Annotated in this window: 10 protein-coding genes; 6 read left to right on the top strand and 4 right to left on the bottom strand. The window is 45.2% G+C overall.

Features of this window, described 5'->3' with window-relative positions:
* Positions 1-515: 515 nt before the first annotated feature.
* Together alaS and BKN38_RS10945 are read right to left on the bottom strand one after the other, a co-directional pair.
* The gene (gene alaS / locus BKN38_RS02525; RefSeq protein WP_066455229.1) at positions 516-3,590 is read right to left on the bottom strand and encodes an alanine--tRNA ligase; all 3,075 of its coding nucleotides are present in this window, start codon (positions 3,588-3,590) and stop codon (positions 516-518) included.
* Between the two features lie 96 nt (positions 3,591-3,686).
* Positions 3,687-3,881 (bottom strand): hypothetical protein, encoded by a 195-nt coding sequence (locus tag BKN38_RS10945; protein ID WP_176754191.1) that lies wholly within the window; start codon positions 3,879-3,881, stop codon positions 3,687-3,689.
* A gap of 29 nt (positions 3,882-3,910) precedes the next feature.
* Between BKN38_RS10945 and BKN38_RS02515 the strand changes: the two genes are divergently transcribed.
* Together BKN38_RS02515 and BKN38_RS10210 are read left to right on the top strand one after the other, a co-directional pair.
* Positions 3,911-5,209 (top strand): AI-2E family transporter, encoded by a 1,299-nt coding sequence (locus BKN38_RS02515; RefSeq protein ID WP_082942515.1) that lies wholly within the window; start codon positions 3,911-3,913, stop codon positions 5,207-5,209.
* A gap of 141 nt (positions 5,210-5,350) precedes the next feature.
* Positions 5,351-6,463 carry a cation diffusion facilitator family transporter gene (locus BKN38_RS10210; protein WP_233712877.1) on the top strand — a complete coding sequence of 371 codons (1,113 nt, stop codon included), beginning with the start codon at positions 5,351-5,353 and terminating at the stop codon, positions 6,461-6,463.
* Positions 6,464-6,735: 272 nt separating this feature from the next.
* On the opposite strand, the gene BKN38_RS02505 is transcribed toward BKN38_RS10210, so the two are convergent.
* Entirely contained in the window at positions 6,736-7,728 is a 993-nt protein-coding gene (locus BKN38_RS02505) for a YafY family protein (RefSeq protein ID WP_066455236.1), read from the bottom strand.
* Positions 7,729-7,980: 252 nt separating this feature from the next.
* Here BKN38_RS02505 and BKN38_RS02495 point away from each other — a divergent pair, with 252 nt between their 5' ends.
* The 4 genes from BKN38_RS02495 to BKN38_RS02480 all read left to right on the top strand — a co-directional run bounded on the left by BKN38_RS02495 (position 7,981) and on the right by BKN38_RS02480 (position 13,744).
* Entirely contained in the window at positions 7,981-9,402 is a 1,422-nt protein-coding gene (locus BKN38_RS02495) for a PD-(D/E)XK nuclease family protein (protein ID WP_066455243.1), read from the top strand.
* 304 nt (positions 9,403-9,706) lie between these two features.
* Positions 9,707-10,474, top strand: a complete 768-nt coding sequence (locus BKN38_RS02490; RefSeq protein ID WP_066455245.1) for a hypothetical protein — start codon at positions 9,707-9,709, stop codon at positions 10,472-10,474.
* 123 nt (positions 10,475-10,597) lie between these two features.
* Positions 10,598-12,985, top strand: coding sequence for an ATP-binding protein (locus BKN38_RS02485; protein ID WP_066455248.1), 2,388 nt, complete (start codon positions 10,598-10,600; stop codon positions 12,983-12,985).
* 177 nt (positions 12,986-13,162) lie between these two features.
* Entirely contained in the window at positions 13,163-13,744 is a 582-nt protein-coding gene (locus BKN38_RS02480) for an NAD(P)H-dependent oxidoreductase (RefSeq protein WP_066455250.1), read from the top strand.
* 409 nt (positions 13,745-14,153) lie between these two features.
* Here BKN38_RS02480 and gyrA read toward each other — a convergent pair whose 3' ends face one another.
* Complete coding sequence (gene gyrA, locus BKN38_RS02475; RefSeq protein ID WP_070957673.1) at positions 14,154-16,667, bottom strand: DNA gyrase subunit A; 2,514 nt, start codon at positions 16,665-16,667, stop codon at positions 14,154-14,156.
* Positions 16,668-16,772: the final 105 nt, after the last annotated feature.

The raw sequence follows: 16,772 nt of genomic DNA, 5'->3' as shown, positions 1-16,772 counted from the left end.
CGTTTCACTTACACCATTTAGTGTATATTCTCTTGGTAAGTATTGATTAAAATCCGCGTGTAACCACTGCGCGCACGCATGCGCGCCTAGCCACACCAACCCAAAAAGTCGCAAAATTTTAGTAATTTTTATCCTTTGCATGACATAAGCATAACACAAACAAGCCTTATATTTGCTAATAAATAATTTATAGCGCCGAATTAACATCAATAGCGAAAAGCACAAACCCAAAAATTACAAAAAATAGCTGTTAGACAATCTGCATTGAGAAAAACCAGCAAAATAGTCAAGTTTTGAAGTGAATCGTTTTGTGCTTTATGATTACAATAGACAACCGCCATAAATTTGTGGCATCTAGAAAATTTTAAATCATCTTTTTAAAGAATAAGCAGTCATCGCTTTAATTTAAAACCTAACACTACCCCACAAAAAACCTTGGCTCTCAAATTAAACAAAATATCAAAAACCGCTAAATTCTGTCGCAAGTTTACACAAGCGCGCCTAGAGCGTAAGCACTAGCTAGCGATAGCGCTTCTTGCTAGCTCTTTTGCCCTCTGCAGTGCCTCATCGATTTTGCTTATATCTTTCCCGCCGGCTGCGGCGAAGTCATCTTTGCCCCCGCCTTTACCGCCTAAAATCTGCGCGATTTCAGCCACCCACGCGCCCGCTTTTATCGGCGCGTTTTTCACGCCCGCGGTGATTGAGATTTTCCCGCCAGATTCACAGATGAGAAGCACCGCGATGCTTTGCTCCTCGTTTTTTGCCCTATCGATTGCCTCTTTTATCTCCACCGCGCTTTTGTCGCTTATGCGCGCGATTATGAGCTTGCACTCGCCCACGCGCTCAAACTCTAGCGATTTCAAGTCGCTTGCTTGGGATTTTGCCGCGCTTAGCTTTTTCACCTGCACCTTTAGCTTTTCGATGGCTTGGAGCAGGTCTTGGGCTTTTAGGTTTTCTTTGGCTTGGTTTAGCGTCTCTAGCGCATTTGCGCCCCATTCATAGCCCGCGCGCCCGCACACCGCCTCAATCCTACGCACACCGCTACTCACCCCACCTTCTTTGGTGATATAAAAGCTTCCGATTTCTGCGGTGTTTTTGACATGGATCCCACCGCAAAGCTCGATAGATTCTCCAAAGCTCACCACGCGCACGACATCGCCATATTTTTCGCCAAAGAGTGCCATCGCACCGCGCGCCTTTGCCTCATCAAGGGGCAGATTCTCGCATACCTGCGCGCTTGCGTGCAAAATCTGCTCATTTACATGCCTTTCAATTGCGCGTAATTCCTCATGGCTTAGCGCCTTTGGATGGGAAAAGTCAAAGCGCAAGCGGTGCGCCTCTACCAAACTCCCAGCCTGCGCGATATGCGTGCCTAGAATCTCGCGCAATGCCAAATGCAGTAAATGCGTCGCGCTGTGGTGTTTGGCAATCTCTGCACGCGCGCTATCCACACACGCTAGCACCTCATCGCCCACGCGCAAAGGCTCAAGCACACTCACTTTTGAAAGATTCAGCCCGAAATATTTTTTGGTATCAAGCACAAGGGCGAGGGATTGCGCGCTAGATGCAGAATCTGCGCTTTGTGCGTCATTGCGAGCGGAGGGCGCAAGCTCGGAGCGTGGCAATCCATTTTGGCAAGAATCCGCGCCTGTAGATTCTGCGGATTTTGTGGATTCTTTGGATTGCTTCGCTTGCGCTCGCAATGACGAATCCGCACTAGAATCCCTGCCCACATTAGAATCCCCACTCAAAATTCTAGTATCTTGAGTGGAATTTGTGGGTTGTGTAGAGTTTGGCGAATGAGGCGCACTAGAGCGTGCGTCGCAGTGAGACGAACTCAAACTCCCGCAAATTCCACCAAGAGACGAATTTTGCATAGAATTTTTATGAAATAGTGTGCCTTTGTCGCCAACTGGTCCGCCAGATTCCGGATAAAACGGCGTGCTATCAAGCAGCACATACCCTTCCTGTCCTTTCTCTAGCTTTTCAACGCGCAAAAATGCAGAATCTAACAGCGCTAAAATCTTAGCCTCCGCGCGCTCATTTTCATAGCCCACAAAAGCATTTTCGCCAAACTCCGCAAGCAACGCCTTGAAATCGCCCTCTTTTACGCTATCCCCGCTTCCTTTCCAGCTTGCCTTACTGCGATTTTTTTGCTCCTCCATGCACTTTTCAAACGCGCCCAGATCCACTTCCAAGCCCTTATCGCGTAGCATATCCTGTGTCAAATCAAGCGGGAATCCGTAAGTATCGTAAAGTTTAAACGCCACTTCGCCGGAGAAAAGCTTTTGGGATTGTGCGCCTGTGGATTCTGCGGATTTTGCGGATTCTTTGGATTGCTTCGCGCTTTGCGCTCGCAATGACGGATTTGCTCCACCAAGAGACGAATTTTGCATAGAATTTAGCTCATTCTCAAACAACTTCATTCCCGACTCTATCGTCTCAAAAAACCTCTCCTCCTCCGCCTTACACTGCTCCATAATAGCCTTCTTACGCTCTTTCAAATACCCATAATGCGCGCCCATGCTTTCACACACCGCGCCCACCACGCGATACAAAAACGCCCTTTTCACGCCCAGCAAATAGCCATGTCGCACCGCTCGGCGCAAGATTCTACGCAAGACATATCCGCGCCCCTCTTTGTCAAAATGCACGCCTTGCGCTAGCAAAAACGCCACCGCACGCGCATGGTCAGCTATCACGCGGAAGCTTGCTTGCGTGCTTTTGAAAGTCTTTAAATCCACATTTGCACCCGCACCAGAACCCCCAGCCTCCACCTCCAGCAACTCTATATCCTCATAATACCTCCACGCATTGCCACTTTCCGCACAAAGAGTTTCTATCTCTTTCATCAGCGGCGCAAAAAGCGAAGTATCAAAATTATTGATTTTCCCTTCTTTGAGCGCAATCACGCGCTCTAGCCCCATGCCTGTATCAATACTTGGGCGCGGTAGCGGTGTCCGCACGCCATCTTTTTGCTCAAACTGCATAAAGACAAGATTCCAAATTTCTAAGAATCTATCGCCCTCCCCGCCAAAATAATCCTCGCTTGAGTGAAAATATTTTTCCCCCTGATCGACATAGATTTCACTGCAAGGTCCGCAAGGTCCGCTATCGCCCATCTGCCAAAAATTATCCTTATCGCCCATACGCTTAATGCGCGAAGGGTCGATATGCTCGCACCACAGCGCGTAGGCTTCATCATCGCTTTCGTGGATTGTCACATACAAAAGGCTTTTATCAAACCCCAAAATCTGCGTCACAAACTCCCACGCATACGCTATCGCCTCGCGTTTGAAGTAATCTCCAAAGCTAAAATTCCCTAGCATCTCAAAAAGCGTGTGGTGGCGCGCGGTATAGCCGACATTTTCCAAGTCATTGTGCTTCCCGCCTGCGCGAATGCAAAGCTGTGATGAAGTCGCACGCGGAATCTTGGGTGTCGGCACCTTACCGGTGAAAATATCCTTAAACTGCACCATTCCCGCATTTGTAAAAAGCAAGCTCGCATCATCAGGCACCAGCGGCATCGACTCATACACCTTGTGCCCCCGCTTTGCGAAATACTCCAAATACAGCGCGCGAATATCCATGTCATAACCTTTAGCTTGGGATGAAATTTGCAATTGTATCAGCAAAGCAAAAAAGAATCCATAATTTTGCGGATTTGTTTGTGTGGATTTTGCTTTTTAGATTCTGGCGTTTGGATTCTGGCGCGGGCTTTGTGCTGGCGCGGGGCGAGTGCTTGGCAAGTGTTTATCGAGCGTTTGGCGCAAAGCCCTTAAGCAAAAGGTTTGCGTATATCTGCTAAAATGCGCGGGCAAAAAGGCAGAATCTAGCGCATTTGACGCAGACCACGATTTATTTTCAAGATTTATTTTCAAAAATTTCTTCTTAAGGAGCGCAAGCCAACATGCAACAATCACAAACACCAGAATCCAAAAACAAAACCAAAGCCATAGATTCTGCAAAATCCACAAAAGCAAAAAGCAACGCAGAATCCGCAGAATCTACAAACCCCAAAACCCGCATAAAAAAGGTGGAATCCACCAGCCGCGCCAGCCAAGCGCGCGCCAAAAGCACCACGCGCGCGCCAAAAGCAGATTCTAGCGCCAAAGAACCAAAACGCATCACCACCTCCGCCAAAGTATTTTTTGGCGTGGCATTTGCCATCGCGCTTTTTCTTATCATTGATCTCTACTACGCGTTTTTAAACGACATGCTTATCGCAGCACTCCTATGCATCGCGACATATTGGATAAAAGACGCCTTGCAAAAGCGCACCAGAAGCAACCTCATCGCCTCGATTTTAAGCGTCATCATTTTGCTAGCGATTTTTATCATTCCTTTGTATTTCGTCATACATCGCGGCACGCTCTCGCTGCTTAGCATTGATTGGAAGCAGGCGGAGGCGTGGTTTTTGCAGATAAAGCAGCTGATTTTAGGCATCGCAAGTCATGTGCCATTTTTGCAAATGGAGGATATTTTCCAAAACATCTCCATCTCATCGCTCGCCACGCATGCCACGCGCATCAGCACAAACATCGGCAAAGGCAGTGTCAGCTTTGTGATAGATATTTGCTTTATCGTGCTTTTTTTGTCGGTGTGGTTTTATTATGGCGGCAGCTGGTATGCGCATATCAAATCGCTTCTGCCAGCGCGCAGCGAGCAGGTGGATCTCATCGCGCTTGATGTGAGTGGGGTGTTGCGTATCGTGTTTTTATCCACGATTTTAAATGTCTGCTTGCAAGGCTTTGCTTTTGGCGTGGCGGCTAGCTTTTTTGGGCTTGATGGCGTGCTGCTTGGGGTTTTGTATGGGCTTTGCTCGCTTATCCCGATTGTGGGCGGCGCGCTTATTTGGATTCCAGTCGGGCTATTGCTTTATGTGCAGGGCGATATTTTTGGCGCGGTGTTTTTGGTGGTGTATAGCGTGGTGTTTATCGGATTTGTGATAGATAATGTGGTGAAGCCCTTTTTGATACGCATCGTAAATCGCAAACTTCTTGATAAGCCGCTCAATATCAATGAGTTTGTGATATTTTTTGCGATTTTTGCGGGGCTTGGGGCGTTTGGATTCTGGGGGATTATCATAGGGCCGGCTATCACAGCGTTTTTCATCGTGATGATGAGAATCTATGAGCGCGACTTCGCCCCGCTAGCGCAAGAAAATGATGCAGACATAAATCAAGCAAAAGCAAATAAGGCAGACTAAGCAAACTTAAGGAGAATCCGCATGCCAATATCGCCCAAGCGCAACTACATAAAAAGCGTGCGTAACCACAAGCTACAGCAGCAAACCGCGCGAAAAATGCAAGCCACGCAAAACTCGCAAAACGCACAAAATATGCAAAATATGCAAGGCACACAAAACTCGCAAAACTTGCAAGCCACGCAAAACTCACAAGAAGCGCTAGCCAAAAAAGAGCAAAGAGCGCTAAAAGTCTCTATGATAAGCGCGCTTATTTTGGCGGTGTTTGGCATATCCTTTGGCGTGTGGGCGCAGAGTCTGGCGGTGATGTTTGATGGATTTGTCGCGCTTGTGAGCGTGGGGCTTGGGTTTTTGAGCGTGGTGACTTCGCGCTATATCTACAAAGAAGATGATGATGTGTTCCAGTATGGCTATGTGCGATTTGAGCCGATGGTGAATCTTTTTAAGTCGCTGATTTTGGTGTTTGTGTGCGTCTATGCGTTTATAAATGCCGCGAGTAGCCTCGTCTCTGGCGGGTATGAGGTGAAGCTTGATAGTGCGGTGATTTATAGCATTTGCGCGTTTGTGTTTTGCGCGGTGCTTTTTGCCTACACGCGCATCTATGCTACTAGCCTAGAATCCGATCTCATACGCGTGGATAATACCGAGTGGAAAATCGACTGCGTGCTGTATCTTGGCGCGCTGGCGGCGTTTGGCGTGATATATTTGCTTTTGCGCTATGATAGCGATTTTGCGCCATTTGCGCGGTATGTCGATCCGCTGCTGCTCGCTGTGCTTTCACTCATGCTAGCCATAAGCCCGATAAGAATCTGCATCGCTAATTTCAAAGACTTAATCATGGTCGCCCCGCCAGAAATCGATGAAAAAATCACGCAAATCATGGAGAATCTAAGCCTAGAATATGGATTTAGCGACTATGACACGCACACGGCGAAATCGGGGCGATTTTATATGATAGAGGTGAATATTTTGCTACCTAGCAATGCGTCGTATGGGGCGGGGGCTGGAGCTGGCGGCGCAGAATCTGGTGCAAAATCTAGCGGGGATTTGGGCGTGGATTCTGGCGGCGCAAAATCTGGAGCAGAATCTAGCAAAGCAGAATCTAGCGCGCCAAATGCATGCCAGCCAAGCGCGCCCAAAATCCACTCCATCCAAGATGTCGATAATATACGAGAACGCATAGAAAAAACCCTAGAAATCCCAAGCTACAAAATCTGGCTCTCTGTGAGCTTTACCGCCAACCCCAAGTGGCTGTAAGACGCTCGTTTTATGATGCTCATGCTTTTATTTGTTTTATTTGGTATTGCACATAAATTATGCAAATTTTGCGCTTCTCCCAAACTTACCTAATGGCTGAATTTTGCAATAATGCGACTTGAATAATCAAAATCTAAATATAAAATTGGTGCAAAATCTGGAGTTTTTATATATAAAATGCTCCAAAATATAAAAAATAGGACAACATGGAATAAGACCACAAAATCTAGAAAATATATAAGATGTTTAACATTTTTATTCTGCCTCAACTTTTATTCTGCCCTCACTTCCGCTAGGTATTGCTTCACATCTTGCAGAGTGCGCTCTTTTAGCCATTCTGGCGAAATCACCTTGATAAATGGCAGATATTTATACACCAGCGGCAGTATCTCCATCTCATCAGTGATGCTGACAAAAAGGCTTATATTGCCATATTCATCGTGTATCGCGTGCCCGTGTTTTGGGGCTTTGCGCCTGAAATATTTGGCGATTTCTTGCGGGATAAAAAGCTCCACCATAAAAGGCTCTTGCAGGTTAAACCACGGACTTTGCGCGCTCTCTATCCTATCTAACAATGCAGAATCTACGCTAAAATGCGCCTCTTTTAGCACGATATTTTTCACATCTTTGAAATAAAATTTTTTAAAAATCGGCTTTTCTGTAGCGCTTTTTGTATTTTTATTTTTTATGGGCTTTTTTGCGCTAGATTTTTTGCTCGCATTTTCACTATTTTCTTTGCTTTCTTTCTCGCGCAAACGACTCACATCAAAGCCAAACACATACCAAAATCCCTCCAAAAACGCCAGCCTAAGCGGCTGCAAGACAAACTCGCGCTTTTTGAAGCAAAACCCAATCTCGCGCTTTTCTCTTATCGCGCGCTCCAGCATCTCAAACTGCGCCAAATCCGCAGAATCCAGATTCTCGCCATCGATATTTATGAAAATTGGATGTGCCAGATTTTGCGTGAGGCGCTCTAGCAGCATACGCGCTTTTAGCGCAAACTCCGCACCCGCACCCTTTGCCAGCTCGCCCAAAATCCCAAGCACCAGCCGCTCATCGCTACTCAAATCATCTAGCGCTTTTGTCTTATCCAGCCGCCAAGTGCGCCCGCTGCGATACGCGCCCATTTGCGCGAGTTTGGCTAGGTCGCGAGAAATGGTTTTGGGGCAGACGCCAAAATGTTTGGATAGCTCAGAAATGCCTGCGCCGCCGCTAGATTCTAGGTATTTGGCGATGTCATTTAGGCGCTGTTTTTGTGCGGACATTTTTTGCCTTTTGCTTGGATTTTGGTTTGTTGCGCGGGATTTGTGGTGATATTTTGCACGCTAGATTCTAGCAATCTTGCGCTTAAAATTATAAAAAAGCCCGCGAGATTTTTGGATAAAAATTTTATATATTTTGGTTGGGTTTTTGAGCTGGAAATGCTGGGAAATCGGGAAATATGGCAAGATTTGACTTAGCACACATAATGCGATATGATGCGAAACCCAAAACAATAAAAGATTGAAGGAAGAAATATGACACAAAATCTAGAAGATTTTGCAAAAAAACTAATTGAGGCAAACAATAAATTTGATGAGTTCAAAGAATCTGGTGGAAATTATTTTAATATTTTTGAAGGTTTAGGGGTAATGTATAAAGAAAATTATCACTCGGCTTTTATTGCATATTTATTAAATCAAAAAAACAAGCATTATCAAAAAGTATTTTTGGAAAAACTACAAAATGAGGGCGATGTCCCAAAGAAAATATTTGGCAGTCTTAAGGCAGAATATTTTGCCGATGAAAATAGCGTGCGCACAGAAGCTAGTACAAGACAAAATCGTCGTATAGATATTTTATTGACATTTAACCATAATAACAAAAGAGGGGCGATTATAATAGAAAATAAAATCAATGCAAAAGACCAGCGCGGACAATTAAAAAGTTATATACAAGACGCTCAGAAAAATATAATATTGGGACCAGATAACAAAGAAAGAAAATTATCAGATGAAGAAGTGCAGCAAGCTGCGACTAAAATACTCACGATTTATCTACATAAAGATACCGATGCAGAACCTCAATATGGGCTAGGCAAAGGAAATGGTAGATGGTTTATCAAAAAGAATAAGATATATAACAAGCAACAAGATGGAAAAATGCAATCTTTTTATCTAAAGCTTGACTATTGCTGGATAAAAGAATGGTTATATGATTGCAAAAATGAGTTGAATGCGGATAAGGTTAAATTAGAAAATGGACTAAACAAAATAGGTTTTTGCATAGAACAATATATTGATATATTGAACTCATACATAATAAATACAGATAATACCAATACTAAAGAAAAAGATATTGCTAATTTTATTGTCCCGCATTACACAAAAGAAGCCCTTTCGTGTAGAAATCTAGATAAAACAACACCGAAAAATTATTCTAATGAAATACGGCAAGCATATGAGATTTTAAATGATAATAAAAATTGGATAAATATCAGAGAATCAGTGCTTGAAGCATTTGAAGGTGGTTTTAAAAATTCTAAAATTGAAAGTAGTGAAGAATGGATATATCAAGAGAGCGATGATTTATACTATAGCTTCTGGTATCTAAAAAGCCAAGAAAATTTAAGCCGATACATAACGCTTTCTATAGGGTTTGAAAGCAATTATAAAAAACTTTGCATTATACTAAGCACATGGGATGAGGATAGCGAATCATGCACCAAAGAAGCAGAATCTATTTTCAAAAATTCTGCGGGTAGTGGTGTTCGCAAATATCAAGACATTTCATATTGTGAATACATCCAATTACCAGAGGGGAATAAAGACTTCATCGAGTGGATAATGTCGCAAGGCATAGAACAAGCCACGCAAGAAGTCACTGCTAAAATACAAGATTTTCTCGCAAAAGAGCCGATAATAAACGCGATAAAAGAGCTAAAAAAGATTCTGAAATAATATCAAAGGCTGGATTCTAAACCCCCTAGAATCCCCCAGAACCTCAAAAACCGCATAGAATCTAGCCTTGCCAGACAAATCCAAGTTAGCCAAATCTCACTAGCTTCATACCCCAAGCATACCAGAATCCAAACTGCGCGCAAATATCCCTATATGCTTCTTAATACTCCTGCCATACTTCTTATGTTCCTGCTACATTATACTCCCACCCCACTTCTTAAAATACCCCAAAAACCACAAACTAGACATATTTATGTCCTTTTTATTTGGTATAACTTCATATTAAATTTATAAAGGAGAGCAAATGCGAAATGTCAAGCAGAATCTAGTGAGATTTATCAGCACCAATGAGCCGTTTATAGACACTAGGATAGAATCTATCGTTAATCAGATTTTCGAAAATTCTGTCGCTATCATCAGCTCGTTTGTGCAGGGCAGCAGGTATAATGATGAGCGCGCGATTTTGCTAGGGCATGCCTTGACAAAGCGCGATATACGCTATTTTGCGATTACTGATACGATGAAGCGCAAATTTTATATCTGCTATAGCCATTTTAACCTCCTAAAATCCGAGATTGTCCCCCTTGCCAAATATTTTTGCCAGCAGTATTTTACGCTTGAGAAAAATATAAAAGGCGCTATATGGAGGGAAGAGGAAATTCATATATATAAAATATATGGCGACATAGATTTAAAACAAAGCTGCGAGATGATGTATATAAATGATATGGGCGAGTGCGTCTCTAGCGGATTTATCAAAAAAGCATCGATTGCGTTTGTCAGACTAACGCCCACGAGATTTATAAACCGCGTCCAAAAGATTTGCGCGCATCTGCTGGGTGTGAGCGCGGATGAGTTTGTGCTAGAGTCTATCGATGAAAGCGAGGTGCTTGGGCGCTACTATCCGCAAAGCAGCTTAGAGGCGCTGTTTTGCTCTAGGGATTCTAGTCTTGACCTTGAAAAACTGCGCGATGACGAGACGCTTTATCGCTATATCACGCTGCAAGATGAGCAATATGGAATGGGAGAGAAGCGCATATTGCGCGATTTGTTTGGGTATTTGCAAAGCTAGGATGGGCGCATTTGCGCGCACTAGAATCTAGCGCCAGAATCTAAACTAGATTCCAAGCCAAAAGCCCAGAATCCAAACCACGAAAACCACACAAAATCCACAAAACAGCACAAAAGGAAGCCCATGAAGCCCACCAATTCCGCTAATTCCGCCAAAAACGCCAAATGCACCAAAGCACAAACCGCGCCAAACACCAACGCCATGACAAAAGCGCTTCTGTCCGAGCAGCGCCTAGAGATGACAAAGCATTTGAAAGATGAGTTTGAGCCCTTTGTGCGCTTGTATATTTTGCGCCTCATCGTGCGATACAGCGATATTGATGATTTTTTGGAGCACAAAAGCCGCGTGCTGTCGTTTTTTGAGATAGATTTGGATGCCAGCGCGCCAAACCAAATGCCAAACCGCTCGACAAAACACACAGCAAATTACACGCCAAATCACACGCCAAACTCCGCGCCAAACCAAGCACCAAATTCCACGCCAAACCACGACATTTGCGCTTCAGAATCGCTTATGGAGCATTTTGCCGCGCTTCTTATACGCCAAGAGCGCAAGCCCCTGCCACAAACGAGGCTAGATCACAACCTCGCCTTGCTCCAAGACTCGCTACGCCTTAGCCACGCACAGAAAGAGATCGTGCGCCTAAGCATCATCATCGATAGAAATATTTTGCTCGCAGATATTTTGGAGCGCCTAAGCACGCACAACAAAAAAGAAGAATCCATCTTGCAGATTTGCATCATGCTAAATCTTCCGCTCAAAGACGCCCAAGATTCCGTAAGCAAAAACTCCATATTAAGCAAATCAAACTTTGTCAATTTCCGCCGCAATTATAATCTAGTGGATGCGCTAGAGCCGCTGGATGAGCATTTTTCCGAGCGTATGCTAGTGCCGCAAAAAAGCATCGAGCCGCTTGTTAGCAATGCCATCATACAAGCACAAGATTCTAGCCTTAGCCTAAATGATTATACGCATCTGCAAAAGCAAGTGGCAATCATCAAAGCACATCTGCAAAGCGCGCTTTTAGAATCCGCGCAAGGCGTCAATATCTTGCTCTATGGACCTCCGGGCACTGGCAAAAGTGAGCTTTCAAGGCTTTTGCCACAAGTTTTGGGCGCGCGCTGCTTTGAGGTGAATTTCATCGATGAAGATGAGGATGGCGAGATGCTTAGCTCAAGCAGGCGCATCAGAGCTTACAACAGCGCGCAAAATCTCCTTAACACGCAAAAAACAATACTTGTCTTTGATGAGGTGGAGGATATTTTGACGACTAGCAAAGAAGGGCATCAAGAGGGTAAAGCGTGGTTTAACAACGCGCTAGAGACGAATAATATCCCAACGATTTGGATCACAAACAACATCCGCATCATCGATGATGCGCTCATCCGCCGCTTTGACTGCGTGCTAAAGATGGGCTATCCTAGCAAAAAGCGCCAAAAAGAGATTCTAAACAGCGCGCTTGCCAAGCTGGAGCTGGAGCTAGAGCTAGATTCTCGCGCGCGAGAAAAGTTCATCAAAAAATACGCCAAGCAAAAATACCTAAGCCCAGCCATCATCACGCGCGCGATAAAAGTCGCAATCTCATGCAAGCAAGCAGAATCCAGCGCAGAATCTAAAATGACGCGCAAAGCAACACTTAAAGCAGAATCCAAAGCCGCGCGAGATTCTATGCAAGATTCTGCCTCGAGCCTAGAAATCCTCTCACGCCTCATAAATAGCACGCTAAAAGCACAAGGCAACTACATAAAGCCCGCATCCAAAAAAGACAAAAAGAAGCGCGATGACTACACGCTGCCAAAGCACTATAGCCTTGCATTTGTCAATTGCGATGAGAATCTAGAAAGCCTAGCGCAAGGCATCGCGCGTGTCAAAAATGCCAGAATCTGCCTCTATGGCGCGCCCGGCACTGGCAAAAGCGCGTATGGGCGCTACATCGCCAAGCTTTTGGGCGCGCCTTGCGTCCTAAAGCGCGCGAGCGACCTCAAATCCATGTGGGTGGGGATGACAGAAAAAAACATCGCGAGTGCTTTCAAAGAGGCGCGCAAGAAAAAGGCGGTGCTGATTTTTGATGAGGTGGATAGCTTTTTGCATGATAGGGCGGGGGCCAGCAGAAGCTGGGAGATAAGCGCGGTAAATGAGATGCTGACGCAGATGGAGAGCTTTGATGGCGTATTTATCGCGACGACAAATCTCATGGAGAATCTTGATAGCGCGAGCCTTAGGCGCTTTGACTACAAATGCGAGTTTAGGTATCTAAGCGCAAAGCAAAGCGCGAAACTTTTCACCAAAGAATGCGTGCGGCTGGGGATAGAATCTAGTGGCAAGGCGGTGGATTCTAGGATTTTAGACAAGGTGTGCGCACTGCGAAATATCACGCCCGGCGACTTTGCCGCTATCGCGCGAGCGCATCGATTTAAAGCATTTAAAAACGCCGCCGAGCTTTTCACTGCGCTAAAAAATGAAGCGCTTTTGAAAAAAGACACTACAAATGCCAATCGCATAGGATTCTAAGCCTAGCAGAATCCAGGGGGTTAGGATTCTAGTATATTGCACAAATATACTAGAATCTAAAATTTGTAAAACAAATAAATCCATTTATTTGTTTTACACTTTTTAGATTCCGCCTCTTGACAGATAGCTACTATCATCCTTTATAATTGCGCTTCCAATTCAAATAAAGGAGCGACAATGAAAAAAGTCCTACTCATAAATGGCAGCAAAAAGTTTGGCAATTCAGAAGGCAGGCTAAGCGCGACACTGCAAGAATGCGCGGCGCAAACACTTGGCGAGCTTGGCATAAGCGTGGCGCAAACGCACATCGACAAGGGCTATGATATAAATGAGGAGGTGCAAAAGATTCTGGATGCTGATGCGCTCATCTATCAGATGCCCGGCTGGTGGATGGGCGAGCCATGGATTGTCAAAGAATACATCGACAAGGTGTATCTAGCGGGCGCTGGCAAGTTTTTCACCAGTGATGGCAGGCATCGCGACAATCCGACCAAAAACTACGGCAGCGGCGGGCTTTTGCACGGCAAGACATATATGTTTAGCCTCACTTGGAATGCGCCGATAGAGGCTTTCACGGATAAAGACGGCTTTTTCGGCGGTGTGGGCGTGGATGGCGTGTATCTGCATCTGCATAAAGCGCATGAGTTTATGGCGATGAAGGCGCTGCCGACTTTTATCTGCAATGATGTGGTGAAAAATCCACAAGTGGAGAAATATCTTAGCGATTATAAGGCGCATTTGAGAAAGATTTTTGGGTAGATTTGGCTAAATTTGGCTAGGGGGTTTTGGGTTTTAGCGGAGGTTTTTGAGCTTAAGGATTTTTTGGCGAGGGTTTTTAGGCTAAATATTTTTGACTGCATGGATGAGGGTTTTTAGCGAGGATTTTTGAGATTAAGGATTTTTGGCGAGACGCAGTCGCAGTCGTAGCTAGCGCCCCTAAAGCTCGCTTCGTGAGTGGTATTAGCTTTAACGGGCTTAGTTTAGCTAAACTGCACAGCGCAGTATTGCTAAGCAAAATCAAGCCAAAAACTTGATTATCCCAATAAATTCTATCTTGTTTTGGCCCTAGAATTTCAATCAATCTTTAGATTCTGGATTTTAGATTCTGGGGGCTAGAATCTAAAATTTTATATCAGCTGTCTTACAAGGTTTTGCAAGGTAAATTTACCTATTCCTCATTTGGCACTAATCCAGCGCCGCTAGTGCCAGATTCTGCGCTATCGCTTTCCTCTAGCCCTTCATCTTTTTCTTCTTTAGGGCATGTCACAGCAAATGCGACTTTTTCGCCCGCGACATTTACGATTTTGACACCGCTTGTGTTACGCCCAGCCTCGCGTATCGCATCAGTATCCACGCGTATCATTTTGCCTTTGCTTGTTAGCACCATGAGGTCCATATTTTCATCATTGACATTCACGACACTTACGAGATTGCCTGTTTTTGTCGTCAGTTTCATAGCGATGACGCCTGTGCCAGCGCGCGATTGCAGGCGGTATTCGCCAGCATTTGTTTGCTTGCCTACACCTAGCTCGCTAACAGTCAGCAGTTTGTCGCTTTCGCTGCCTATAGTCACCGCACCGATGACGAAATCGCCTTTATTGCGGAATCGGATTCCAGTCACGCCGCGCGCCGCGCGCCCGATTTCGCGGATATTGTCGATGCCAAATCGTATGCACATGCCCTTATTTGTGGCGATGAAAAGCTCTTTTACATCTTGCGTGATGATTTTTGCAGTCACTAGCTCATCGTCTTCATCGAGGTTTATCGCGCGCACGCCCACGCTTCTGATGTTGGAGTATTCGCTTAGGTTGGTGCGCTTCACGACGCCATTTTTGGTGAAAAATACCAGCGATTTATCCTCGTTGAAATCTTTTGTCGTGATGGTCGCCATGATTTTTTCATTGGCTTGGAGGTTGATGAGATTTACCACCGCTTTACCGATAGCTGTGCGCCCTGCCTCTGGGATTTTATACACTTTTAGCCAATAAAGCTGCCCGCGGTTAGTGATAAACAAAATCGTATCATGCGTGTTTGCCACAAAGAAAGATTCTATAAAATCATCATCATGCGTGTTGCCGCTTATCTTGCCCTTGCCGCCGCGATTTTGGCGCTCATAGACTTTGAGCTGCACGCGCTTGACATAGCCTCTGTGGCTCATAGTGACGACGACTGGCTCATTTGGTATGAGATCCTCAACATCTATCGCATCATAGTCTTCTTCTATCTGCGTAAGGCGCGGCGAGGAGAATCTCTCTTTGACTTCTTGCAGCTCATCTTTGATGATGCCTTTTAGCTTCTCTTCGCTTTTTAAAATACTATTTAGATAGTCGATTTCTTCGAGCAATTTGGCGTATTCTTGATCGATTTTGTCGCGCTCTAGCCCGGTTAGTCGCTGCAATCGCATATCTAGGATCGCCTTTGCTTGCAACTCGCTCAAGCCAAACTTATCCATAAGATCAAGCCTCGCGCTATCAGTATCTGCGCTCGCGCGGATTAGCTTTATCACCTCATCGATATTATCTAGCGCGATTTTTAGCCCTTCTAGGATATGCGCTCTAGCCTTTGCTTTTTCTAGATCAAAAATCGTGCGGCGGATGATTATCGTTTTTCTATGTGAGATAAAAATATTTAGCAATTCTAGCAGGGTAAAAATCTTTGGCTCTTTGTTGTTTATCGCAAGCAAAATGATACCAAAGGTGCTTTCCATCGTGGTGGATTTGTAGAGATGATTTAGCACGATTTCACTCATCGCCTCGCGCTTTAGCTCGATGACTATGCGCATGCCCTCGCGATCGGACTCATCGCGCACTTCAGAGATACCCTCGATGACTTTGTCTCTGGCTAGTTCGCTTATCTGCTCGACTAGCTTTGCTTTATTGACTTGATAGGGCAGCTCATCTATGATGATGATGTCTTTTGTCTTGGTGCGCTCGATATGTGTTTTGGCGCGCACGCGGATTCTGCCTCGCCCGGTGGCGTAAGCATCGATGATGCCTTGCTTGCCATAGATGATGCCACCTGTGGGAAAGTCTGGCCCCTTGACATGCTCCATAAGCTCGCTAAGCTCGGCATTTGGGTTGTCTATCACGCAAAAAAGCGCATCCACTATCTCATCCAGTCGATGCGGCGGGATACTCGTCGCCATACCCACAGCAATCCCGCTAGAGCCATTTACTAGCAGGTTTGGAATCCGCGTAGGCAATACATCTGGCTCTTTTAGGCTATCATCATAGTTTGGCACGAAATCCACAGTGTCTTTGTCAATATCGCGCAAAATCTCTTCACTAGCCGCCGCCATACGCGCTTCAGTATAACGCATCGCCGCCGCGCTATCGCCATCTATCGAGCCGAAGTTCCCCTGCCCATCGACAAGCGGCAAGCGCATGGAGAAATCCTGCGCCATACGCACCAGCGCATCATACACCGCTGTATCGCCATGCGGGTGGTATTTACCGATGACATCACCCACGATGCGCGCGGATTTTTTGTGCTGCGAGCGCGAGGTGACATTGAGATCATTCATCGCATAGAGGATTCTCCTATGCACGGGCTTTAGCCCATCTTTGGCATCAGGCAGGGCGCGCCCCACGATGACGCTCATCGAATAATCCAGATAGCTATCCTTGATAGAATCATCGATTTTTATATCTACAACGCTAGAATCGTCCAAAAGATGCTCCATTTTCTCTCCCAAATGTTGAAAATATCGTGTTGTCGGTGCGTATTTATCAGTATCGGATAATGCAAAAATAAGCGGCAATTGTAGCCAAAATTTGCTTAAAACAAA

Source organism: Helicobacter sp. CLO-3, assembly GCF_001854545.1.
Classification (GTDB): Bacteria; Campylobacterota; Campylobacteria; order Campylobacterales; family Helicobacteraceae; genus Helicobacter_B.
This window is presented reverse-complemented; position numbering and strand designations above follow the sequence as displayed.

Excerpts from the sequence above, each read along its gene's own strand:
- alaS (WP_066455229.1), bottom strand. The coding sequence starts at position 3,590 with ATGGATATTCGCGCGCTGTATTTGGAGTATTTCGCAAAGCGGGGGCAC.
- BKN38_RS02515 (WP_082942515.1), top strand. The coding sequence starts at position 3,911 with ATGCAACAATCACAAACACCAGAATCCAAAAACAAAACCAAAGCCATA.
- BKN38_RS10210 (WP_233712877.1), top strand. The coding sequence starts at position 5,351 with ATGCAAGGCACACAAAACTCGCAAAACTTGCAAGCCACGCAAAACTCA.
- BKN38_RS02505 (WP_066455236.1), bottom strand. The coding sequence starts at position 7,728 with ATGTCCGCACAAAAACAGCGCCTAAATGACATCGCCAAATACCTAGAA.
- BKN38_RS02495 (WP_066455243.1), top strand. The coding sequence starts at position 7,981 with ATGACACAAAATCTAGAAGATTTTGCAAAAAAACTAATTGAGGCAAAC.
- BKN38_RS02490 (WP_066455245.1), top strand. The coding sequence starts at position 9,707 with ATGCGAAATGTCAAGCAGAATCTAGTGAGATTTATCAGCACCAATGAG.
- BKN38_RS02485 (WP_066455248.1), top strand. The coding sequence starts at position 10,598 with ATGAAGCCCACCAATTCCGCTAATTCCGCCAAAAACGCCAAATGCACC.
- BKN38_RS02480 (WP_066455250.1), top strand. The coding sequence starts at position 13,163 with ATGAAAAAAGTCCTACTCATAAATGGCAGCAAAAAGTTTGGCAATTCA.
- gyrA (WP_070957673.1), bottom strand. The coding sequence starts at position 16,667 with ATGGAGCATCTTTTGGACGATTCTAGCGTTGTAGATATAAAAATCGAT.